Here is a 23,220-nt window from a genome sequence, read left to right as displayed (position 1 = left end):
TATGAAAAACCTACTAATATTACTTTGTTTTACCCAAATACTTATAGCACAACCAAAAGACTACGTAAAAATATCACAAGACTTTATTGAAGCAGCAAAATTTGGAGAAGGCAATACCAAAGAATTTGTTACGCTAATTGCAAATGCAAACGAAACAGACTTAATTAATCAACTTACAAATGACGATCTTAAAAAAGCATTCTTCATAAATCTTTACAATGGATTTACAAATTACGCTTTGAAAAAAGATCCCGAAAAATACAAGAGTCGAAGTGCTTTTTTCACATCAAAGCAATTTGTACTTGCCGGCAACGAATTGAGCCTTGACGATATAGAACATGTTTTTTTAAGAAAATCAAATGTTAAGTACAATGTGGGGAAATTGAATAAAGTTTTTCCACCAAAACTTGAAAAAAAATTCCGTGTTGACAAATTAGATTACCGCATCCATTTTAGTTTGAATTGCGGTGCTAAAAGCTGTCCTCCTATCTTTTTTTATGATCCAAAAAAAATCAATCAGCAACTTGACGTTGCCACAAAAAGTTATTTAACAGGTGACGCAAGTTATGATAAAGAGAAAAACATCTTGCGAGTTCCTGTATTGATGAGCTGGTTTAGAGGAGATTTTGGAGACAAAAAAGCAATTTTAAAAATTTGCCAAGATTTAAAAATCATACCCGAAAATGTAAATCCTAAACTAGAGTACAACGAATACGATTGGAGTTTATTTCTAGAAAACTTTAAAAACTAAAAATACACATGGACAAAAATTATTACAACTCAGACGATTTAAAAAAATTTGGTAACATAGTTGAATTTCAAAAAGAAATGGGCGAAAAATTCTTTGGCTATTACGGAGAAGTTTTCAAAGAAGGTGAATTGACAGCTAGAGAAAAATCCCTGATTGCACTTGCTGTAGCGCATGCCGTTCAATGTCCGTATTGCATTGATGCTTACAGTTCTGATGCCTATGAAAAAGGGTATAGCGAAGGACAAATGATGGAGGCTGTGCATGTTGCAGCAGCCATTCGAGGTGGAGCAAGTTTAGTACACGGAGTTCAAATGATGAATAAAGTCAAGAAAATTAGTTTATGAGCGAATTTGTAAAAGTTAAATTAAAATCTCTCAAAGCAAATGAAAACATACTTTCTAAGGCAGCACATCAAATAGACGTTCTAGAACAAAACCCAGATTTGTTTACCCCGTTTAAAACCCAGTTACAAACCATTGGCTTAAGCCCACTAAAACCTACAAGTTTGGAAATTTTTCAAATTAATTTGGGTAAAATGTGCAATCAAGTTTGCACACATTGTCACGTAGATGCTGGTCCAGATCGGAAAGAAATCATGACCAAAGAAACGATGGAAGTTATTCTGGAAGTTTTAAAAGTCAATCCTAACTTTAAAATAGTAGACATGACTGGTGGCGCACCAGAAATGAATCCTAATTTTAGATGGTTTATAGAAGAAGTGAGTAAACTTGGAATTCAAATGTATGTGCGTTGTAACTTGACTATCATTACCGCCAATAAAAAATACAACTACTTACCCGAATTTTTTAAACAACACCAAATAGAGGTCATCTCATCATTACCGTTTTATTCTAAAAATAGAACCGACAAACAAAGAGGTGATGGCGTTTTTGAAAGCTCCATAAAAGCTTTAAAAATGCTCAATGCGGTGGGTTACGGCAAAACTGATTCTGGTTTAAAACTAAATTTAGTGTACAATCCGGCAGGAGCTTTTTTACCACCTGACCAAAATGCATTGGAAAAAGAATACAAAACAGCTTTGCAAAAAGATTTTGGAATTGAATTTAACAATCTATTTGCCATAACTAATCTGCCTGTGAGCCGATACTTAGATTATTTGATTTCGTCAGGTAATTATGAAGATTACATGACCAAACTCATTGATTCTTTTAACCCTTTAGCTGCTCAAAATGTGATGTGTAGAAATACCATTTCTATAGGTTGGGACGGTTATATTTATGATTGTGATTTCAACCAAATGCTAGAGTTAAAAGTTACTTGCAAAGACGCGCAGCACATTAGTAATTTTGATTCAAATGCCCTTTTAAACAGGACTATTATTGTAAACAATCATTGTTATGGCTGTACCGCAGGTTCGGGAAGCAGTTGTGGTGGTGCTGTTGCCTAAAATAAAACTATGAGAGAAAATATTTCCGAATTTTTATGTACCTACATACTCGTGTTTTGCGGTACTGGTGCTATTATTATCAATCAAGAAACAAATGGTAGCGTTACTCATGTGGGTATTTGCATCACTTTTGGGTTAATTGTAATGGGGTTAATTTATGGTTTCGGACAAATATCTGGAGCACACATGAATCCAGCCGTAAGTATTGCATTCGCTTTTTTGAAAATACTTCCAATAAAAAAATTGCCTTTTTATTTGATTTCTCAAATTTTAGGCGGATTAGCAGCCAGTACAACACTCAAATTATTATTCCCAAAGAATAGTGGCTTAGGCGGAACAATTCCATCCGGTACTGATGGTCAGTCATTTGTATTAGAATTCATTCTGACCTTTATTTTAATGCTTGTCATTTTAACAGTAGCCTTAGGAAACAAAGAACATTCTCCTTTTGCTGGGATTGCCATTGGAGGAGTTGTATTACTCGAAGCCATGTTTGCAGGACCTATATCTGGCGCCTCTATGAATCCCATTAGATCTCTGGCGCCTGCGCTAGTTTCTGGTAATTTGAATTCACAATGGCTATATATTGTAGCTCCTATTGCAGCAACTATTCTTGCCTCAATTACATGGAAAACCATTTTAAAAGAAAAAAACTTATAGTAACAAATATGGAAAATTATTTAGACGCAACAGTGAATTTATACCGAGATGCAGCACTTACTCCCGATATAGGACTGTGCTGTACAACAACACCAATATGGAAATTTCCTGGCTTAGAAATTCCAAAAATAATGCAAGAAATGAATTATGGTTGTGGCAGTACCATTTCGGCTCAAGACTTAATCAACAATCCAAAAATATTATATGTAGGCGTAGGTGGTGGTATGGAATTGCTTCAATTCTCTTATTTTTCGCGTCAAAAAGGTGGCGTGATTGGTGTTGATGTTGTTGATGAAATGCTGGAAGCATCCAAACAAAATTTTAAAATTGCAGAGCAGGAAAACGACTGGTTCAAAAGTGAATTTGTCGAATTGAAAAAAGGAGATGCATTAAACCTACCTATCGAAAACGAAAGTATTGATATTGCTGCTCAAAATTGCTTGTTCAATATTTTTAAAACTGATGATTTAAGAAAAGCACTTGAAGAAATGTATCGGGTACTCAAACCTCACGGAAGATTGGTAATGAGTGATCCAACCTGTGAACAAGAAATGAACGAAACTCTTAGAAATGATGACCATTTAAGAGCACTTTGTTTGAGCGGGAGTATCCCAATCAAGGAGTATATTAAAATGTTGACAGATGTAGGTTTTGGAACTATAGAAATTAGAAGTCGAAGACCGTATCGAATTTTAGACCCTGAAAATTATGCTACCGATGAATTAATTTTTATTGAGAGTATTGAAGTTTGCGCTATAAAAGATCCTATGCCTAGCGATGGAGCGTGTGTATTTACAGGAAAAGCAGCTATTTTTTATGGCAAAGACGATTATTTTGATGATAAAAAAGGACATGTCTTGATGAAAAATCAACCTCTAGCAGTCTGTGACAAAACAGCACAAGCACTAGCCGATTTAAACAGAAGTGATGTTTTTATAAGTGAATCAACGTTTCACTACAACGGAGGTGGATGTTGCTAAAAACTCTAAAGCTGCAGGAGTCTTAGTACTGCAGCTTTACTTATTACCTTTTTATGCAAAACAAGAAAGCTATCATTCTTTTTACTAAAAATCCTGAACTAGGAAAAGTCAAAACACGACTTGCCAAGACTATTGGTAACGAAAAAGCACTTTACATTTACAAAAAATTATTAGTGCACACCCAAGCAATTGTTACTTCAGTTCAAGCGGACAAGTTTGTATTCTATTCGGATTCAATTACAATAGAAGACCAATGGAATACAGGTTCGTTTCACAAAAAAGTACAACATGGTGATGACTTAGGCGCTAGAATGGCAAACGCTTTTCAAGAAATTTTTTGCTTAGGATATGAATCGGTTTGTATTATTGGGAGTGATTGTTATGAACTCACTTCTGACATTATTGAAAAAGCATTTTTAGCATTAGAAACGAATGAAACCGTTATAGGCCCAACATTTGATGGTGGGTATTATCTATTAGGAATGAACCAATTTCATGAAACAGTCTTCAATAATAAAACCTGGAGCACTGATACTGTATATATGGACACAATATCAGATTTTCAAAATCTAAAACTATCTTTCTCTACTTTGAATAAATTATCTGACATTGATGAAGAAAAAGATTTACCCGAACATTGGAAATAAAGCAATTTACATACCCTCTTTAAAATAGAAATAACTTTAACATTAAAATTATATTACAAAAAGGCTGTAGCCCATTTTCATGGATACAGAGGTAAAAATAACAATATCAACATCATAAATACAGATAAGTCAGAGACATATTTTATGAAATTAATTAGCTACTTCACTAATAAATTGGATGCGCATTAATCTCAATTCATCTAAATCATAATCTCCATCAAATTCTTTTAGAGCTGCCTCAATATTATCTGACTCTGATTCCATAAAATAATCGTGAATCTCCTCTTGTTGATCCTCATCAAGCATTTCATCAATCCAATAATTGATATTCAATTTAGTCCCTGAGTACACAATCTGCTCCATTTCTTTTAATAAAGCATCCATATTTATCCCCTTGGCAGAGGCAATATCATCTAAGGATAATTTTCTATCTATGTTTTGAATAATGTATAACTTATTTACAGAGTTTACTCCGGTTGATTTAACTACTAAATCTTCTGGTCTTACAATGTCGTTGTCTTCAACATAGCGACTTATCAATTCTAAGAAATCTTTTCCGTATTTTTTAGCTTTACCCTCACCCACTCCATGAATGTTTATCATCTCATCTTGTGTTATAGGATACTTTAAAGCCATGTCCTCAAGAGATGGATCTTGGAAAACTACAAATGGTGGAACCCCTATTTTCTTAGCCACTTTTTTACGTAAATCTCGTAACATCCCCATTAAAACCTCATCGGCAACACCTGTTGATTTGGCTGCTGTTACTATTGCTTCATCAACCGTTTCATTGTATTCATGATCTTCAGACATCATAAAAGAGTGCGGATTTTCAAGGTAGCTCAATCCATTATTGGTGACTTTTACAATACCGTAGGTCTCAATATCTTTAGACAAAAATCCTGCTACTAAAACCTGTCTTAACAACGCCATCCAGTACTTTTCATCGTGATTTGCACCACAACCAAAAAAAGATTGCGTATCGGTTCTATGTGCTTTAATTACGGCGTTGACACGACCTATTAATGTAAAAACAACTTCTTTTGATTTATACAAATGTTTGGTGTCCCGAACTACTTGCAAGAGCTGTACTACTTGATCTTTAGCTTCAACTTTTGTTTTAGGATTACGTACATTATCATCCATATCAGCTCCTTCACCGGTAACATCATCAAACTCTTCCCCAAAATAATGCAATAAAAACCTTCGTCTAGACATAGACGTTTCGGCGTAAGCCACCACTTCTTGTAGCAATGCAAAACCAATTTCTTGTTCGGCAACTGGTTTACCAGACATGAATTTCTCAAGTTTTTCTACATCTTTATAAGAATAGTAGGCTAGGCAGTGTCCTTCTCCTCCATCACGACCCGCACGACCCGTTTCTTGATAATAACTTTCAAGTGATTTAGGGATGTCATGGTGAATTACAAACCGAACATCGGGCTTATCAATACCCATCCCAAAAGCAATGGTTGCCACCACAACATCAACATCTTCCATTAAAAACATGTCTTGGTGTTTGGCTCTAGTTTTAGCATCTAGACCGGCATGGTAGGGAACAGCAGATATACCATTAACTTGTAAAACTTCGGCAATTGCTTCAACTTTTTTACGGCTTAAGCAATAAATAATACCTGATTTTCCTTTGTGTTGTTTTATAAATCGAATGATATCCGACTCTATATTTTTTGTCTTTGTACGTACTTCGTAATATAAATTGGGTCTATTGAACGAGGCTTTAAAAGTTGTCGCATCAGACATATCCAAATTTTTCAAGATATCCTCTTGCACTTTTGGTGTAGCTGTAGCCGTAAGCCCTATAATAGGTACATCCCCCAATTGCTTGATGATGTGTTTTAGATTTCTATACTCGGGTCTAAAATCATGACCCCATTCTGAAATACAGTGCGCTTCATCAATAGCAACAAATGAAATGGTGACACTTTTTAAAAAAGTCACATATTCTTCTTTTGTTAAAGACTCGGGAGCCACATACAAAAGCTTGGTTAAACCAGACGAAATGTCTTTTTTCACTTGAGTAATCTCCGTTTTATTTAACGATGAATTTAATACGTGCGCAATACCATTCTCTGAAGAAAGGCTTCGGATAGCATCGACTTGGTTCTTCATTAATGCAATAAGAGGCGATACCACGATTGCAGTTCCCTCTTGAATTAAAGCTGGCAATTGATAACAAAGTGATTTTCCTCCACCAGTAGGCATAATCACAAATGTATTTTGCTGATTTAGGATGCTCTTGATCACTTGCTCTTGCAATCCCTTAAATTGGCTAAAGCCAAAATACTTCTTTAATTCTTTGTGTATGTCAATTTCGTTTGAATTCATTCTTTATTACGTGGTATTTTGTATAAATTTGCAATATCTAAAGGTACAAATTTCTTTTACACTTACAAATTTTAATTATTCTGTTTTGAATTCAAAAGAAAATATTTTGGCTAGTGCCAAAAAAACTATTTTATCTGAAAGCCAATCAATAGCAAAACTCACTGATTATCTGGACGAAAACTTCGTAAATACTGTTAACTCCATCTACAATTCAAAAGGGAGATTGGTCGTTACTGGCATAGGAAAAAGCGCCATCATTGCTCAAAAAATGGTAGCTTCGTTCAATTCTACAGGAACACCTTCTTTGTTTTTACACGCATCAGAGGCTATTCATGGAGATTTAGGCATGATACAACATGAGGACGTTATTATTTGTATTTCAAAAAGTGGGAACAGTCCTGAGATAAAAGTGCTCGTTCCCTTATTAAAGCGCTTTGGAAATACATTGATTGCAATCACCGGAAATACAGCATCATTCTTAGCAAAAGGATCTGATTTTGTACTAAACACCACTATTGATACTGAGTCTTGCCCTAATAATCTAGCGCCAACAAATAGTACAACCGCACAACTTGTGATGGGTGATGCACTTGTTGTATGCTTGATGGAATTAAGAGATTTTAAGCCCGAGGATTTTGCAGTTTACCATCCCGGAGGAGCTCTGGGTAAAAAATTATTACTGCGTGTTAAAGACATGCTAGAACACAGTTTAAAACCAGCAGTAACGGCAGATGCCTCTATAAAAAAAGTTATTTTTGAAATTTCAGAAAAACGTTTAGGCGTTACAGCTGTTGTAGAGAATGACATTGTCATAGGAATAATTACTGACGGTGATATACGCAGAATGTTAAACGAAAGAGATACCTTTACAGAGTTGACTGCTAGTGACATCATGACTAAAAATCCAAAAATCACTACATCCGAAGCTATGGTGGTTGACGCCTTGAACACTATGGAAGATTTTGCGATTACCCAGCTCGTAGTAGTTGACCAAGGCACGTATAAAGGAGTACTGCATTTACATGATATTTTAAAAGAAGGAATAGTATAATGGCAAAAAAAAATCTAAACGAAATGTCGTTTTTGGACCATCTAGAAGAGTTGAGATGGTTGTTGGTACGCAGCACTATAGCCGTATTAATACTAGCTACGGTTGCTTTTTTAATTAGTGATTACATATTTGATGTAGTTATTTTTGGCCCGACTAAAGTTGATTTTGTAACGTATCAATTCTTTTGTGATTTATCTAGTCAGCTAGGCAATACCGATTTGATTTGTGTTAAAGAAATGCCGTTTATTATCCAAAACACAAATATGGAAGGACAAATAAATGTACTTATTTGGTCTTGCGTCACTGCAGGATTCATCCTTGCCTTCCCTTTTATTCTTTGGGAAGTCTGGAAATTCATCAGTCCTGCCTTGTATGAATCAGAAAAAAAACATGCTAAATTGTTTATTTTTTCTTCTTCTATGCTGTTTTTTATGGGAGTTCTTTTTGGCTATTACATCATAGTTCCCATGTCTGTCAACTTCTTTGCTACATTTACAGTAAGTAATGTAGTTATCAACCAGTTTAGTATAGATTCTTATATAGGCATGGTAAAAACTAGTGTTATAGCGTGTGGCTTATTTTTTGAGTTACCGATAATCATTTATTTCTTAACTAAGGTAGGTCTTGTTACTCCTGAGTTTTTAAGAAAATATTGGAAATATGCAGTCATTATCATTCTTGTTGTGGCAGCAATTGTGACACCACCGGATGTAGTGAGTCAAATTATAGTTACTATACCTATGTTAATCATTTATGAAGCAAGTATTTTAATATCGAAAATAGTAGTAAAAAATCAAAACAAACAAAATGGCTGATATCATTCAAGAATTCAATGAGTACCGTTCAAAGATGAACGAAAAATTACTAGCAGATAACAATAAAATTGTAAAAAGAATTTTTAATCTTGACACCAATGCTTACGCTGCAGGCGCTTTAGACGTAAAAACAAAAGAGCTACTAGGTCTTGTAGCATCAGCGGTATTACGTTGCGATGATTGCGTTAAGTACCATTTAGAGACAAGCCACAAAGAAGGTGTAACCAAAGAGGAAATGATGGAAGCTATGGGAATTGCTACACTTGTAGGCGGTACCATTGTTGTACCTCATTTGCGTAGAGCTTATGAGTTTTGGGAGGCATTAGAAGAAAACGAAGCTAAATAATAATTTCTTAAAGAGCTGTTTTTTTTTAGGAAACAAAAAGAACAAATCGACTAAATAATTTGAAAGTGCCCATTTCAAGTGAACTACAAACCTATTAAACAAATAATGTAAATGCAATTAAGAGCCGAAAATTTAATTAAAACCTACAAAGGTAGAAGCGTAGTAAAAGGGATTTCTGTAGAGGTAAATCAAGGCGAAATTGTGGGTTTGCTGGGACCAAATGGTGCTGGAAAAACCACTTCATTTTATATGATAGTAGGATTGGTTAAACCCAATTCGGGAAATATTTTTTTAGACGATTTAAACATTACAGATTATCCTATGTACAAGCGTGCGCAGCAAGGCATAGGATATCTTGCTCAAGAAGCTTCGGTTTTTAGAAAACTAAGCATTGAAGATAACATTCTCAGTGTTTTGCAATTGACTAAACTTTCTAAGACAGAGCAAGAAGCTAAAATGGAAAGTTTAATTGAAGAATTCAGTTTAGAACACATTCGTACAAACCGTGGTGATTTACTTTCGGGTGGGGAACGACGTAGAACCGAAATTGCGCGCTGTTTGGCCACCGACCCTAAATTTATTTTGCTTGATGAACCTTTTGCAGGGGTTGATCCAGTGGCAGTAGAGGATATTCAAAGGATTGTGGCGCAATTGAAAAACAAAAATATTGGTATTTTAATCACAGACCACAACGTACAAGAAACTCTTGCTATTACTGACAAAACCTACTTAATGTTTGAAGGTGGTATTCTTAAAGCAGGAATTCCTGAAGAATTAGTAGAAGATGAAATGGTACGTAGAGTGTATCTTGGTCAAAATTTTGAATTGAGAAAAAGAAAGTTAGAATTTTAATCTCGGTAATAAAATTAATTTGTCTTTACGGCTACTCTTCTAGGGTAATGTGTTGTAATTGTTGTAAATCTCCGTTGTAAATATTTACGTCTACATTGCCTTTTATTCCTGGTACCGTGGCTTTCTCTGTAAATTGCCAAAACAGCCAATTGTCTTTCATCTCTTCTCGATAAAAATTGTAATTGGCTATCCAAAAAAGGTAGTCACTAAACTCTTCTTTCAAAAAATCATCATAATAACGTTCTCCGGTATAAATGATGGGCTTTACTTGATAATGCGCTTCAACCGCCTGCAACCATCTTTTTAACCCAAGTTTTAAATTTTGAATGGATTGATCTTTTGGAAGCTTTTCTAGGTCAACTACTGGAGGTAAATCTCCCTTTTGTAGGGTAACTGTCTTTATAAAAAGGCGGGCTTGCTGTATTGAATTTTCATTGGGACGGTAATAATGATATGCCCCCCGAATCATTTTATTTTTCTTGGCACCAACCCAATTTTGATCAAATTTTCTATCCTTTCTATCTTTTCCCACGGTGGCTCTAACAAATACAAACTGAACGGGATATTGCTGCTCTAACGTATCGACATACGACCAACTTATTTCCCCTTGGTATTCAGACACATCAATCCCTACACTTTTTCCGTTATTTTTTTCAAGAACTTGAACGTTTCTTATGTCAGAAATTCGCTTTCCTTCGGCAGTTTGCGAATTTGTTTTATTGGATTTAAATCCTAAATAATACGCCAGACCGCCTCTATAATGATAGCCTAAATAGACAACCAAACAACAAAATGAAATACCTAAAAAGCTCTGCATGAGTTTGCCACTAGAATTATCTCTCTTTTTTGGAGTTTTTCTAATTGTTTTTGGTCTTCTACCTGCGGTTTGCTTTCTCATTACAAAAACTACTTTTGCAAAAATTTATTTTGAATTACAGAAAGAAGGATATAAAAAGTAATCAATAACGGAATTCCTAGAAACCCAAAAAATAGCATCAGGCAAAGTGAAACTGCAAGGAATACAATTTGTAATGCATTCTCTCTAAAGCTAAACTTTTTGATTTTTAATGAAAACAAAGAAATCTCAGCATTGAGCATGAAAGCACTCAATAGTGTGATTACTAATAAAAACCAATCATTAGTTAGTAATTCAATTACAATTAAAGAATCAGTACTTGCTAAAACAAGAGGTAAACTTAAAATAAAAAGTGCATTTGCTGGTGTGGGAAGTCCTATAAAAGAATCGGATTGACGGGTGTCTATATTGAAATTAGCCAATCTATAGCAAGAACCTAGTGCAATTATAAAACCTAAATAAGGGAAATACTGCCATGGTGCAGCTGCCGCAGTACTTAAATTACTAATCATCATGTGGTACATAACCACTGCTGGTACTACACCGCTTGTAACCATATCTGCCAATGAATCAAGTTGTAGACCCAATGGACTTGTTACCTTGAACAAACGGGCAAAAAAACCATCAAAAAAATCTAAAAAAATTCCGAGGCACACAAAAAAGAAAGCCATTTTAAAATCTTGATGAAAAGCAAAAACAAGCGCAATACAACCAGAAAAGAGATTGAGTAATGTGATAATATTAGGAATGTGTTTTTTAAGCATCATCTGTGAAACGTTATAAATTAAGAGGACAAATTTAGTACAATAAGTCTATGAAATACACGTTTTTTTTAAATCATACATTTAAAATTGACATAGAAACATTCTATCATTCCGCTTTATAATTGGAGAACCATACTTTTACAATCGTTACGGCGTTATAATTCAATTTACTAATAGCATGAAGCTCATTAAAAAATTCTATTTTTGAAAAAAAATAGTACTACATAAAAAACCATATACTTGAAAAAAAGTCTTTTACTACTGGTACTTTGCACAAGCGCCATTGTTAGTGGTCAAACAGTTCGAAAATATTCAAATGAATTCATGAATATTGGTGTAGATGCAGCGGCACTAGGACGATCAAATACTGTTGTCGCCTCCACAAAAGACGTTAACTCCGGCTACTGGAATCCTGCTGGATTAATGGGTCTTGAAGATCATCAAGTCTCATTTATGCATGCTAATTATTTTGCCAATATAGCTCAATACGATTATCTAGCCTATGCAAGTCCTATTGATGAGCGCAGTGCATGGGGAATTTCTTTGATCCGTTTTGGGGTGGATGATATTTTAAACACCACTGAACTTATTGATAGCGAAGGAAATATTGACTACAATAGAATCAGCTTATTTTCAACGGCTGATTATGGTTTTACTTTTTCGTATGCTCGAAAGCTACCCGTACCCGGATTTCAATATGGGATTAATGCAAAAGTAATTCGACGTATCATAGGGAAGTTTGCTAATTCATGGGGATTTGGTTTTGATGCTGGAATACAATTTGAAAAAAACAATTGGCAATTTGGCTTGATGCTCCGAGATATTACCACTACTTATAACGTTTGGGATATCAATGAAAAAGAATACAAAAAAATTGCTAATGCTATTCCAGGTGAAAACCAAGAATTGCCCGAAAGCGCCGAAATTACTGCACCAAAAGCCCAACTAGGATTAGCAAAAAAATTCATATTTAGATACGATTATAGCATTGAAGCAGCGGTTAATATGAACATGCGGTTTGCCAGAACAAATGATTTGATTTCAACAGATGGCATTAGTATAGATCCTGCTGTAGGACTAGAATTTGGCTATACCGATTTGGTTTTTATACGAGCAGGAATGGGGAATTTTCAAAACGTAATGCAACTTGACGGGAGTGAAAAAGTAGGTTTCCAGCCTAATATAGGATTAGGTTTCCAGTACAAAGGCATTCAAATAGATTATGCTTTGACAGACATTGGCAATCAAAGTACGGCTTTGTATTCTAATATTTTTTCGATAAAAGTAGACTTAAGCATGTTTCGAAATTAAAATTCCTTAAAGGTATATCAATTTTGAAAAGGTTTTCAAGTTTGTTTTAAACAAAAAGAAAGAGGTTAAAGCTTATTATTTTTATATTTGTTTCCTGTTTCATTACTACAAATCCATCTAAACTACATGAACATGCTAGCATCAATGATTAAAAAAAATGCACTTTTACTTTGCTTTTTAATCACATCTCAATGGGTTTTCAGTCAAAATACTGCTTTATCAAATAATTGCAAGATTAGTGTGCTTACCTGTGGAACAGGGAATGAATCGTATTCTCTTTTTGGTCACACAGCATTGAGAATTCAAGATCCTGCAAACGCTTTGGATTTAGTTTATAATTATGGTGCATTTGATTTTCAAACTCCTAACTTCGTAATGAAGTTTGTAAAAGGAGACTTGCAATATTTTGCTGCAGTCCATACATTTCCCGAATTTATATCTCAATATCAATATGAAGAAAGAGCTGTTTTTGAACAAGAATTACAACTCTCTACTGCCCAAAAACAAGATTTATTTAATGCCTTGAACGAGTCACTTACATCAGGATCCAGTTATTATACTTATAAATTTATAGATAAAAATTGCACCTCAATGGTGGTTGACTTGATCAATAAAACGCTCACAACTAAGCTAATTGTAAATAAATCGCACCAAGACGAGACATATAGAGCTATTTTATATCCTTATTTTCAAAATCACTTTTATGAAAAACTGGGAACAAGTATCATTTTTGGGACCAAAGTAGATCAACTAGGAACACAACTTTTTTTACCCTTTCAATTATTGGAAAGCTTGAAAAAAATTAAATACCAAACCAAACCTATTGTATCAGAAACTAAAACACTGCTTTCACTTAACAAGGAAGCTCCGTTTTCCTACTGGAACAATCCTTACACTTATTTCGCTTTACTTTTTTTTATAGTGTTACTCAACAAGCGATTTATAAATTTATTTTTCTTGAGTATAATAGCTTGTATTGGGTTATTTTTCACTTTTGCATGGTTTTATTCCTTGCATCTTGAACTGGCAAATAATTATAATATTTTGCTTTTTAACCCTACGCTACTTGGCTTTTTATTCTTTTTTTGGAGAAAAAATACAAGGGGAATTTATAGACTTGCTCTTATTAATATTCTGTGTTTACTGGTTTATCTAGTGATAATGATCAACAAAGCACATCTTATTCTTGTGTTGCCATTACTTGTAACTTCAGGAATTATTTTAGTGAGAACTGCCATTCAAAACAAACGTAAAATTCCAATTATTATCTAATTTTTTGACTATTGCCCCCTGTAAAACAGAACGGTTGTAATAGTTTTAAATACAATATTAAGGTCCAGATAGATACTGCGGTGCTTGATGTAGTATAAGTCATATTGCAGTTTAATTAAACTATCAGCTATTGTATCGCCATAGGAATAACTAACTTGTGCCCAACCCGTGAGACCCGGTTTTATAATATGACGTGTATCATAGAATGGCATGATAGCCCCTATTTCTTTAACAAAAACTGGACGTTCGGGACGCGGACCTATTACTGACATATCACCTTTTATAATATTGATAAACTGAGGAAATTCATCAATTCTAGTTTTTCTTAAAAACTTACCAAAAGCAGTAACACGACAATCGTTTATCGTGGTAAAAACCGCGCCATTTTTTTCGGCATTTTCAATCATCGTACGGAATTTCAAGATTTGAAATACAACACCATTTTTACCCACACGCTCTTGAAAATAAAACAAACTACCTTTGTTACCTAAACTATTCCCTATCCATAAAAATGGAATCAAACACAAACCAATAAAAACACCTAATAAAGCAATTACAATCTCACAGAATCTCACAATAATCAAATACAGCTTATTATGATTGCTACGACTGAAAGGGAAGCAGCGGTAAAAATCTTTTTCCATGTATTGAATAGGGATACGCTGGGTTTTACTTTCATACACTTGTGTATATTCTCTAATTACTGTTCCCGACTCTAAAACTTGAAGCAAATTTTGATACAAGCTGTTATTTATCCCGTCAGAATGGTGCGTAGCAACAACAATTTCTGCTACATTATTTTCTTTAACAAATGATAACAAATTGCTAGCTTCAATTTCCGGAACGTACTGATATCTCGGGCTATCCATAAACAACTGAGAGACTTTTACATACCCTACAATTTTATAATGAGGATCAATATCTTCTAATCCCTCTATTAATTCTTGAACGCGTTCTTGATCACAAATTAAAATAGCTTTTTGATAAAACCGATTTGATGCTAGAAAGACAACATAAAGGATACGCCAAGCATACAAGGATATAAAGGCAACACTATAAAATAATAGAATTTGCAACCTGCTACTAGGTAATATTGGCGAAAAAAAAGGAGTTAATAAATAGACTAAAACAGTCACAGAAGCGGTTATCAAAGTGCTTTTTAAAACTTGAAATTGATTACTAGCAACTTGTAAATTGTACATTTCGAAAATAGTACCAAAAAAATTCAAGTATACTGCTAAAACAATAGTCCAATAATAATTGGTTGTAGAAATGAAAAAATAGTCAAACTCAAAAAACTGACCTAATACGTATAAAGCTACCAAAACGAACAAAACGTCAAAAACCCTTAAAATTAGCTTACGCTCTGATATTTCAAAATGTATTTTGCCAACTGAAAACATAAGTGGTATTTAGGATTGGTATTGCAAGATACCATTTTTAAAAGAAGATAAACCGGGATCTTTTTTATTTTTTTTAACAAAAACGAAACTCTGAGAACCCAAAAACCGCATATTCTATTTCATATAATCTTTTAAGATGAACCCTCTACTCTATCGCGCAATTGCACATTTAATAATGCTAATGAATAAATAAACGCAGGTGCGGCAGTACGCATGGCTGCATGATTAATGGTCAAAAACCAAAATACAACAAAACAAATTAAATACATATTAAACTTGTTTTCTAAAAACAAAACAAAAGGTGTAGCTAATAAAATTAATAATCCTACCAAGCCTAAAGATCCATGCTCAGCAAGCATTCTAGTTATTTCATCATGCGAGGCTATTTTAATCCCCATTTCTTGTTCCCGTATTTCTACTCCTTTTCCAACCCCGACACCAAATATCGGATTTTTAAAAAACATATTAATTTCGTTTTGAGCCACATCTTCCCTTCCTGTAAACCGACTCTGTTTGGATCGTCCTGCAGCATCTTGATTGGCATAACGCTTATCAATAAGGCCTCCCGTTTGATAGGAAGAGTAAGACCAAATAGCCATCATAGCGAGTGATATAATAATGAATATATAATTCAGTTTAACCTTTCCCGCTCCATTTGATTTGAAGTATAAAAACAAAAGCAACATAACAATCATTAAAAACCCAGTAATCATACCTCCTCTTGAAAAAGTAACCATACCCCTGTAACTAATATTTAAAGCCAGTATTAAATTAAGTACTACTAAAAAGGTGTTCTTTGACTCTAAAATAATTCTCGAAAAAAAAATAAACATTCCTAATCCTAGAAAAGTAGCCACTTGATTAGGTCCAAACCCACCTGATGTTTCAAAACTAGAAGCCGTACCTGTAATTACATCACGAACATTAGGAGTATAAAAAATAAGATAAACAGTGCAACTTACGATAGGTAATCCCACACAAAGAAGAATGGAATTCATTTGAGCCAAACTTATTTTTCTACGATAGGTATACAAAGAGGCAAAAGCCAAACAAACAGGACCAGAAATGTTAAACCCGATAGCATTACTCACATTCGAATTAAAATTAAGAACAAAGCTGGACATAATTACGCCTGGAATGAGCAATAGTAAAAAGATCCAATAAGGAAAAGCAGATCGTGAAAACCCCTTAAAATACATGCCCAAAAACAAAAAAATAATCACCTCATATTTTGAAAACTCATAGGATATATTCCCTCCCGTCATTCTTAAAATGATTTCGCTGCCCACAACATAAGCAGCAACTTTTAAGCATTCATTATTTACATTTTGAGTTTTGATGATGTAATAAGCACCCACTACAAAAATGGCAAAAGCATAAATTTTAGCCACAAAAGGAATAATAAATATCAGCATGCCAATTACGACATGCAAGACAATTAAGAACAAATAGGATCTATCTTCTTTTTTCATGTATTGCGCTTTTCCAACCAACTTAAATAACGTGAAATCACATGCTCCTCTGAGAATTTTGCATGAACAGTTTCTTTCAGCTTTGCGCCAAAAGTACTTCGTTTTACCTCATCCTGCATCAAAAGCAGTAGTTTTTCATAGAATCTTTTTGAATTTTGATCTGCGAGATACCCATTTTCACCATTGCTAACTACTGCTCCATTTTCCCCGACATCAGTTACAACGGTGGCCAAGCCTGCAGTACCATATTCTAACAAAGCAAGAGGCAAGCCCTCTGAAGAAGAGGTCAATACACCAATTGTCGCTTGGTGTAAAACATTTGAGACATCACTTCTAGTTCCATAGATAAAAACGGTTTGCGATAGATTTAAGGCTACAATATCTTTCTTTAAAGCATAAGAATAAGCATCATTAAAATCTTTACCTACAAGATGAAAGGTCCAATCCGGATGGGAGTTCTGAACTAAAACAGCAACTTGTAAAAGTAAGGCATGATTTTTTTGAAGCCGCAAATTGGCTAAGGATACAATTCGTTTCCCCTCTTCTCCCTCCAACTTAGTTGTGCTTTGCACCATCTTTTCGGGTGCAGAAAAATTTTCTAAATAAACAACGTGTTTACTAAACCCTTTTGCTTCAGCCCAACGTACTAATTTTTGGTTTACACCAATAATCCCACTAAAAAAGGGTAAAATGCAACGGAACACCAGTGTGGGTCTTGACTGTAAAAACTCACTATCCCCATAATGATCGTGCCAAACCAACTGTAAAGAAGGGCGTAGCAGTTTTACCATAAAAGCTAAAAAAAAGGAGGTGCTATGCGCATGAATAACATCAATATTATATTGAGCAACATATTGGCGCAAAGCCCAAATGGCTTTAAAATCAAGGGTTCTTTTTTTATTTAAAAAAAAATAAGCGGTTTTAGACTCAATATGCTCTCGCAAGGGTCCTTCGTGACGCGTGCATACAATCCCCGAAAAATCGATTCTTGCATTTAGCGCATTGGCATAATTCACTGCCATTCGTTCTGCACCACCAGCAGCAAGTGTATCTATGAGTTGTAAGATTCTCATGGTTGTATCAGTAATTGAATTTCGTTTTCAAAACGCTCTATCGTATACGCTCTAGACCAATCAGCAGCGGCTTTGCGTTGTATTTCTTGCTTAGCAAGATCTTTTAAAAGAGCGCAAACCTCTATACTATCCTGCTCTAATTGCAGGGTAAGTAAAACTCCTCTTTTGCCATAATCTAGCATAGTTGGAACGCAAGATACGGCAGTTGCAAGCGGAATACAACCCCAAAACATCCCTTCGGCAATTGCTTTGGGCCACCCTTCACTATAGGATGGCAAAATTACAAAATGACTATTTTGGTAGGCGTCTTGTACAGTCGTTTTGTTTTGATTGCCATATAAAACCACGCTCCCCTGCAAATCATTTTGCTCAATATAGTGCTCTAAATTTGATCGTTCCGGACCCTCCCCATACAGTTTCAATTGTACTGCAAATCCTTGGCGGGTTAATGTTTGTAGCAATTGAATGGCATACATCGGGTTTTTACCTTTAACCAAGGCTCCTACAAAAATAAAAGAAATACACTCTTTAGGACTCTTGGGTTCCAAAGAAACCGATTGCGCAGCAGCATAGGAGGCAGTAAAAAAAGACTTTATGTTAGCAGAACTACCAGGCCAATCCCCGTAAACTAACACTTGCATGTTACGCGTGAGAAAGGTATTAGACAAAATCCATTTTTGCAATCGATACGACCAAGGTTGTTTCGCATCAGGATCCCAATTGCCAGCGTATTTGGCTGTTTTAGGTTTCGAAGGAAAAACAATTTGAACGATACTTCCCAACAATCCCATATTTCCAGGACAACGCAAGTGAATGTGATCTGCTTGACGCATCGCTGTAGCAATACGCCAAAACAACAGCGTTAACATGACCCATACTTTGAAAACCGACAGAACTGACAATAAATTGATTGCAGGAACAACTGTAAACTTAACATGCGGGTGTTCATACGCTTTATCTATGGTAGTAGGCTCTGCTTTTGAACAAGGTGCTACAACAGTAATTCTCGAAACAAATTGACCCCAAATATTAATTTCATCAATATAAGGTGCGTATGAATAATAGCGCCCGTTTTTTACCACATGCGGGACTTGTGTAATAATAAGCAATTTCATAACCCTTATTTAAGTGAAGTACCACCAGCTCCTGAAAAAGAATCAATACAACATTAAAATGGCGTCGTATGAATACAAGTTGTAAATATAACCAATAAAGGGGACTTGGCAACGAATCTATCAAATGACCGCGAGGGAATTCAAAAGCTATAAGTCTCTACGAAGCATGCTGTACTTTGGATCGCAACAAAACAGCAACTACTTCTTGGTACTCAAAACCATAATAGATACAATACTCCTTGATAGTGATTTTTTGATGCGGTTCTTTCTTTAACACCTTCTTCAAATTTTGTATTTCCTTACGCGCATAGCTCTCACTTTTATCGGTGAGCAAGACAATATCGCTTGGGTATAATACAATTCTATTCATTTGCTTTCGAGCTATATTAAGTAATTATCAATACAAATTTAAGAAACCTTTTCCATTAGCATATACCTAGTTATTAACAAGTTGAACCCCAAAAAAAAACACAGACTTTAAGTTATTTTCATTAAAGCATAAATCATCGACTAAATGACACATTTATCAGTCGTAACACTATTAAAAATAAACTTTAACACAAATTATACCTTGTTTTTTGTTAATAAAAAAGTTTGAAAAAACGATGTTTTCGTAAATTTCATACAATCTCCTTAGGGTCTACAAGATCATTATTTTTAAGTATCGAGTAAATTACAACTACTGCTGGCCACATCAACATTTTTGTAGAACACAAACTACAGGTCTTCCCAAATTGCTACTTAAACCTTATGCACCTCAAGGAATAACACATCCTAAATAAGCAAGTCAATAATTTTAGAGTTGCTCACAAGTATGGATTATGTACGGGTTATGTATGGGGTATGTACCGACTAAGGTTTGCGTAATTAGATATAAATTCTACCCCATTATGATTGTTGCCCACTGTAACCAAATGGATGTTATTGGTAAAAAGTGACAAAAACGGTAAAATGTTCTTTTTTACTAGTATTGATTTACTACGTACTCATTTTGATTTTTTATGCTATTTCTACAACAAAACAACCTTTTTTACGTGTTACGCCAATAGTTACAGTAACCGCTAAACGCAGCACCAAGTTCTTGATAACCAATTAAAAGCATTGTAGTTTTGACCATTATAAACCCCTAAATATATAACAATGGGAAAATTAACTGGTATCATTTAATTGAAAGGAACATTAGACGGACTAACGTTCTACAAAAGTAAAGACGGTCATTTGGTACGAACCAAAGGAGGTGTTAACAAGAAAAGAATTATGACGGATCCTGCGTTTGCGCGCACCCGTGAAAATCTGAGCGAATTTGGTCAAAATGCAAAAGCCGGTAAACTCATTCGCGACGCGGTAGGTTTAATGCTGAACAATGCCAAAGATTCAAAATTATCGAGCCGTATGTTGCAACTCCTCAACAGCATCAAAAATTTAGATACCACCTCCGAACGCGGCAAGCGCAACGTACAAGTAGGTCTTAATAGCATGGAGGGAAAACAACTTCTTAAGGGATTTGACTTTAACATTCAAGCACCAATGGCTTCGGTTTTGCATGCCAGCTACACCCTTGATGCGCAACTGGTATGGTCACTATGAGTGATTTCATTCCCGAAGAACAATTGAACAAACCAACAACCGCCACACATTTTAGTATGCGTACAGCATTTGTTGTGGTCGATTTGGCTACTGGCCATTTCACAAAAAGCTACAGTCCGCGCAACAGTTACCCCATTCAATCGACTGAGCTGACTTTTAACATGGTTCCAGAGGCAGTGCCCACTGGAACCGGAATTCATTTGCATTTACTTTTGATTGAATTTTTCCAGGAAGTAAACGGCGTGTCGTATCCTTTAAAAAGTGGTACTTACAATGCGTTGAATATCGTTGACGTACTTTGAAATTTTCGTTTCCAATTTAGAAAAACACCCAAACAGGGTGTTTTTTTTTATTTCTTTCGGAACGTTAGATATTTAGCTACTGCTGAAGGAAAAAATTTCGAGTAAAACAACGCTTCTCGGTGTTTTTTTTAACTACAAAAACCCTCCATTCTACTCAAATCGTTCAAACTATACCTACACATAAGAGGAATTAATTCGTTGTCAGCACGGCAACATTTTCTAAATCTCTCCTTCAAATAAATCTACACTGTAACTACTTTATCAAAAAAATAGTGCTTAATCTACAAATAAAACACTTTGGTTTCTCAAAACCATTGCGACTTGTTCCGTGTCTTTTTCAACATTCACTCCCTGTAAAACCACCTCCGGCCTCATAATCAAATATAAAAGGCACGTACAAAAGCGAACTAGCAGCAGGAACACAACACCAAACCATCCTTTTCAATAATCTTTTTGCGCTGCCCTTTACTATCGGAGGCCAGAACTACAATCTGACTGCCCTTATAGGTTTTCTGTATGATAGCTTTGGATTGCTTTCTTTCTAAAGTGATAATGTACTCAAACCTCATGCGATACAACATATTTCTCCAAAACTTCCCGTTCTGCTCCTTCACTATACAAATACAGATGTACCGCATACCCTCTTTGATGTAATTGTTCAATCAACAAAATCGTCTACAACGGCTGTATTTCTTTGATTAAAGTACCTACAAAGACAAAATAATTGGGATTTCTAATACTTTTGTTGTTGATGCCTCTTTGTTGTATTGCGAATACGTAGCTCTAAAAAAAAGTTTGATATTGAGAGACGTATCCTCCCAATATCCATATACGACAAACCTGTATCTTTTCAGTCAAAAAGGAATTACCATTATCCATTTTTGAAATCGATACATCTCTGGTTACATGGATTTAATAGTAACAAAATGCGCCAACAAATCCCTAGATTTTTTCAATAAGCATCCAAGAGGCTTTAAAAGCGCCGAAGATCAAAATTACTCATCGCAGTAATTTGATATTAGGATGATTATAAGTGTAGTCTATAGCTATTTTTATATTGAAGCTTTTGGTGCTAGAATCAAAATCTCTTTTACGTAGTTTTCCCAAACATTCACTTCTCGATCATAGGGACTTTACCCATAATAGTCATTTTGCTACTTTATTTGAGGAGCATAGGTGATGCTGTTAAATTTCATAATAAAAATTTAGAAAAAGTATCACAATACATCTTCATACTAAATTTATCTATAGAGTTACTTACTTAAAAAACACTTATATTTATAGTAAATACAAGGATATGGAAAGTATATTTCAGGGGGAGAATATTTTAGAGTTCATAAAGACATTCCCAGACGACCAAAGTTGCCGTGAATTTATAGCCAATGAGAAGTGGAAAGACGGCTATAGATGTAAACGTTGCGAGAATACGAAGTATGTTTATTTTGAAAAACACAATAAAAGAGAGTGTACCAAATGTAGATATAAAGAGAGTGCAACGGCAGGAACTCTTTTTCATAGAGTTAAATTTGGAATTCAAAAAGCATTTTGTATTGCCTTTGAAATGACTTGTACAACCAAATCAATATCCTCAACTCAAGCGGCAAAACGCTATGGAATAACTCAAAAGACTTCTTGGTTGTTTATGCAAAAAGTAAGACTTGCGATGAAGTCCTCAAAACAGTATCCAATGACAGGAAATGTACAAGTTGATGAATTTGTAGTTGGCGGAAAAGAAACAGGAAAACAAGGTAGAAGTTACGATAGCAAAAAGGCAAAAGTTGCTTGTGCTGTTGAGCTGACAGATGAAGGAAAGATAAAAAGAGGTTATGCAAATGTTATTGATGATTATTCTGCAAAGTCAATAAAACCATTATTTGACGAGCATATAAGTAAAGATGCGAATATTAAAACAGACCAATGGACAGCTTACAAAATAATAGCAAAGAGCTATAACATCGTCCAAGAAAAAAGCGTTCCTGGGAAAAACTTCAAAGAAATGCACACTATTATTCATCAGGTAAAAACTGCAATAAGAACGATTCAATCACACGTCAAAAAGGAACATCTCCAAAAATATTTAGATGAATATTTTTATCGACTGAACAGGTCAATTTACAAAGATTCTATTTTTGATAATATATTCAAACGATTAGTCTCACATCCGCATCAGGGTTGGAAGCAAATCGTAGTCATTAAGTAAGTAACTCGA

At 34.8% G+C, this 23,220-nt stretch carries 23 protein-coding genes; 15 read left to right on the top strand and 8 right to left on the bottom strand.

Annotated elements, in window-relative coordinates; translation table 11 throughout:
* The first annotated feature begins 1 nt into the window (after nt 1).
* Genes FJV36_RS06235 through FJV36_RS06210 form a run of 6 tightly spaced genes read left to right on the top strand, consistent with a single transcriptional unit; the run spans nt 2 to nt 4,446 of the window.
* A complete protein-coding gene (locus FJV36_RS06235; protein WP_158727954.1) occupies nt 2–751 on the top strand; it encodes a DUF547 domain-containing protein in 750 nt (249 codons plus the stop codon).
* Between the two features lie 8 nt (nt 752–759).
* Nucleotides 760–1,095: an arsenosugar biosynthesis-associated peroxidase-like protein gene (locus tag FJV36_RS06230; protein ID WP_086452673.1), complete on the top strand. Its 336-nt coding sequence runs from the start codon at nt 760–762 to the stop codon at nt 1,093–1,095.
* Entirely contained in the window at nt 1,092–2,159 is a 1,068-nt protein-coding gene (arsS, locus tag FJV36_RS06225; RefSeq protein WP_158727953.1) for an arsenosugar biosynthesis radical SAM (seleno)protein ArsS, read from the top strand. The genes FJV36_RS06230 and arsS overlap by 4 nt, the downstream gene beginning before the upstream one ends.
* A 9-nt stretch (nt 2,160–2,168) precedes the next feature.
* Nucleotides 2,169–2,819 carry an aquaporin gene (locus tag FJV36_RS06220; RefSeq protein ID WP_158727952.1) on the top strand — a complete coding sequence of 217 codons (651 nt, stop codon included), beginning with the start codon at nt 2,169–2,171 and terminating at the stop codon, nt 2,817–2,819.
* An 8-nt stretch (nt 2,820–2,827) separates the two neighbouring features.
* On the top strand, nt 2,828–3,799 hold the full coding sequence (arsM, locus tag FJV36_RS06215) for an arsenosugar biosynthesis arsenite methyltransferase ArsM (protein WP_158727951.1): 972 nt from the start codon (nt 2,828–2,830) through the stop codon (nt 3,797–3,799).
* A 53-nt stretch (nt 3,800–3,852) separates the two neighbouring features.
* On the top strand, nt 3,853–4,446 hold the full coding sequence (locus FJV36_RS06210; protein WP_158727950.1) for a TIGR04282 family arsenosugar biosynthesis glycosyltransferase: 594 nt from the start codon (nt 3,853–3,855) through the stop codon (nt 4,444–4,446).
* A 150-nt stretch (nt 4,447–4,596) separates the two neighbouring features.
* On the opposite strand, the gene recQ is transcribed toward FJV36_RS06210, so the two are convergent.
* A complete protein-coding gene (gene recQ, locus FJV36_RS06205) occupies nt 4,597–6,792 on the bottom strand; it encodes a DNA helicase RecQ (RefSeq protein WP_158727949.1) in 2,196 nt (731 codons plus the stop codon).
* Between the two features lie 85 nt (nt 6,793–6,877).
* Here recQ and FJV36_RS06200 point away from each other — a divergent pair, with 85 nt between their 5' ends.
* The 4 genes from FJV36_RS06200 to lptB all read left to right on the top strand — a co-directional run bounded on the left by FJV36_RS06200 (nt 6,878) and on the right by lptB (nt 9,856).
* Nucleotides 6,878–7,843: an SIS domain-containing protein gene (locus FJV36_RS06200; RefSeq protein ID WP_199250857.1), complete on the top strand. Its 966-nt coding sequence runs from the start codon at nt 6,878–6,880 to the stop codon at nt 7,841–7,843.
* The gene (gene tatC, locus FJV36_RS06195) at nt 7,843–8,658 is read left to right on the top strand and encodes a twin-arginine translocase subunit TatC (RefSeq protein WP_158727948.1); all 816 of its coding nucleotides are present in this window, start codon (nt 7,843–7,845) and stop codon (nt 8,656–8,658) included. The genes FJV36_RS06200 and tatC overlap by 1 nt, the downstream gene beginning before the upstream one ends.
* Nucleotides 8,651–9,004: a carboxymuconolactone decarboxylase family protein gene (locus tag FJV36_RS06190; RefSeq protein WP_158727947.1), complete on the top strand. Its 354-nt coding sequence runs from the start codon at nt 8,651–8,653 to the stop codon at nt 9,002–9,004. The genes tatC and FJV36_RS06190 overlap by 8 nt, the downstream gene beginning before the upstream one ends.
* A gap of 111 nt (nt 9,005–9,115) precedes the next feature.
* Nucleotides 9,116–9,856 carry an LPS export ABC transporter ATP-binding protein gene (gene lptB, locus FJV36_RS06185; RefSeq protein ID WP_158727946.1) on the top strand — a complete coding sequence of 247 codons (741 nt, stop codon included), beginning with the start codon at nt 9,116–9,118 and terminating at the stop codon, nt 9,854–9,856.
* A gap of 31 nt (nt 9,857–9,887) precedes the next feature.
* On the opposite strand, the gene FJV36_RS06180 is transcribed toward lptB, so the two are convergent.
* Together FJV36_RS06180 and FJV36_RS06175 are read right to left on the bottom strand one after the other, a co-directional pair.
* Entirely contained in the window at nt 9,888–10,754 is an 867-nt protein-coding gene (locus FJV36_RS06180) for a glycoside hydrolase family 25 protein (protein ID WP_158727945.1), read from the bottom strand.
* Nucleotides 10,755–10,762: 8 nt separating this feature from the next.
* On the bottom strand, nt 10,763–11,479 hold the full coding sequence (locus FJV36_RS06175; RefSeq protein ID WP_158980916.1) for a phosphatidylcholine/phosphatidylserine synthase: 717 nt from the start codon (nt 11,477–11,479) through the stop codon (nt 10,763–10,765).
* A 321-nt stretch (nt 11,480–11,800) separates the two neighbouring features.
* Here FJV36_RS06175 and FJV36_RS06170 point away from each other — a divergent pair, with 321 nt between their 5' ends.
* A complete protein-coding gene (locus FJV36_RS06170; protein ID WP_158727965.1) occupies nt 11,801–12,787 on the top strand; it encodes a PorV/PorQ family protein in 987 nt (328 codons plus the stop codon).
* A gap of 132 nt (nt 12,788–12,919) precedes the next feature.
* Nucleotides 12,920–14,059, top strand: coding sequence for a DUF4105 domain-containing protein (locus FJV36_RS06165; protein WP_158727943.1), 1,140 nt, complete (start codon nt 12,920–12,922; stop codon nt 14,057–14,059).
* An 8-nt stretch (nt 14,060–14,067) separates the two neighbouring features.
* Here FJV36_RS06165 and FJV36_RS06160 read toward each other — a convergent pair whose 3' ends face one another.
* The 5 genes from FJV36_RS06160 to FJV36_RS06140 all read right to left on the bottom strand — a co-directional run bounded on the left by FJV36_RS06160 (nt 14,068) and on the right by FJV36_RS06140 (nt 19,492).
* A complete protein-coding gene (locus tag FJV36_RS06160; protein WP_158727942.1) occupies nt 14,068–15,462 on the bottom strand; it encodes an exopolysaccharide biosynthesis polyprenyl glycosylphosphotransferase in 1,395 nt (464 codons plus the stop codon).
* 131 nt (nt 15,463–15,593) lie between these two features.
* Nucleotides 15,594–16,934, bottom strand: coding sequence for an O-antigen ligase family protein (locus tag FJV36_RS06155; RefSeq protein ID WP_158727941.1), 1,341 nt, complete (start codon nt 16,932–16,934; stop codon nt 15,594–15,596).
* Nucleotides 16,931–18,007, bottom strand: coding sequence for a glycosyltransferase (locus FJV36_RS06150; protein WP_158727940.1), 1,077 nt, complete (start codon nt 18,005–18,007; stop codon nt 16,931–16,933). The genes FJV36_RS06155 and FJV36_RS06150 overlap by 4 nt, the downstream gene beginning before the upstream one ends.
* Complete coding sequence (locus FJV36_RS06145) at nt 18,004–19,122, bottom strand: glycosyltransferase family 4 protein (RefSeq protein WP_158727939.1); 1,119 nt, start codon at nt 19,120–19,122, stop codon at nt 18,004–18,006. Before FJV36_RS06145 ends, FJV36_RS06150 begins: the two co-directional genes overlap by 4 nt.
* Before the next feature lie 157 nt (nt 19,123–19,279).
* Nucleotides 19,280–19,492 carry a hypothetical protein gene (locus FJV36_RS06140; protein ID WP_158727938.1) on the bottom strand — a complete coding sequence of 71 codons (213 nt, stop codon included), beginning with the start codon at nt 19,490–19,492 and terminating at the stop codon, nt 19,280–19,282.
* Nucleotides 19,493–20,289: 797 nt separating this feature from the next.
* Between FJV36_RS06140 and FJV36_RS06135 the strand changes: the two genes are divergently transcribed.
* The 3 genes from FJV36_RS06135 (at nt 20,290) to FJV36_RS06125 (ending at nt 23,211) form a co-directional block, all read left to right on the top strand.
* Complete coding sequence (locus tag FJV36_RS06135) at nt 20,290–20,709, top strand: hypothetical protein (RefSeq protein ID WP_158727937.1); 420 nt, start codon at nt 20,290–20,292, stop codon at nt 20,707–20,709.
* Complete coding sequence (locus tag FJV36_RS06130) at nt 20,706–21,011, top strand: hypothetical protein (RefSeq protein WP_158727936.1); 306 nt, start codon at nt 20,706–20,708, stop codon at nt 21,009–21,011. Before FJV36_RS06135 ends, FJV36_RS06130 begins: the two co-directional genes overlap by 4 nt.
* A 1,297-nt stretch (nt 21,012–22,308) precedes the next feature.
* Entirely contained in the window at nt 22,309–23,211 is a 903-nt protein-coding gene (locus FJV36_RS06125) for an IS1595 family transposase (protein WP_158728025.1), read from the top strand.
* Nucleotides 23,212–23,220 lie beyond the last annotated feature (9 nt).

Source organism: Flavobacterium sp. I-STPP5a (assembly GCF_009764685.1).
Lineage (GTDB): Bacteria > Bacteroidota > Bacteroidia > Flavobacteriales > Flavobacteriaceae > Flavobacterium.
The sequence above is the reverse complement of the archived record's forward strand: the minus strand, read 5'-3'. Positions and strand labels throughout refer to the sequence as shown.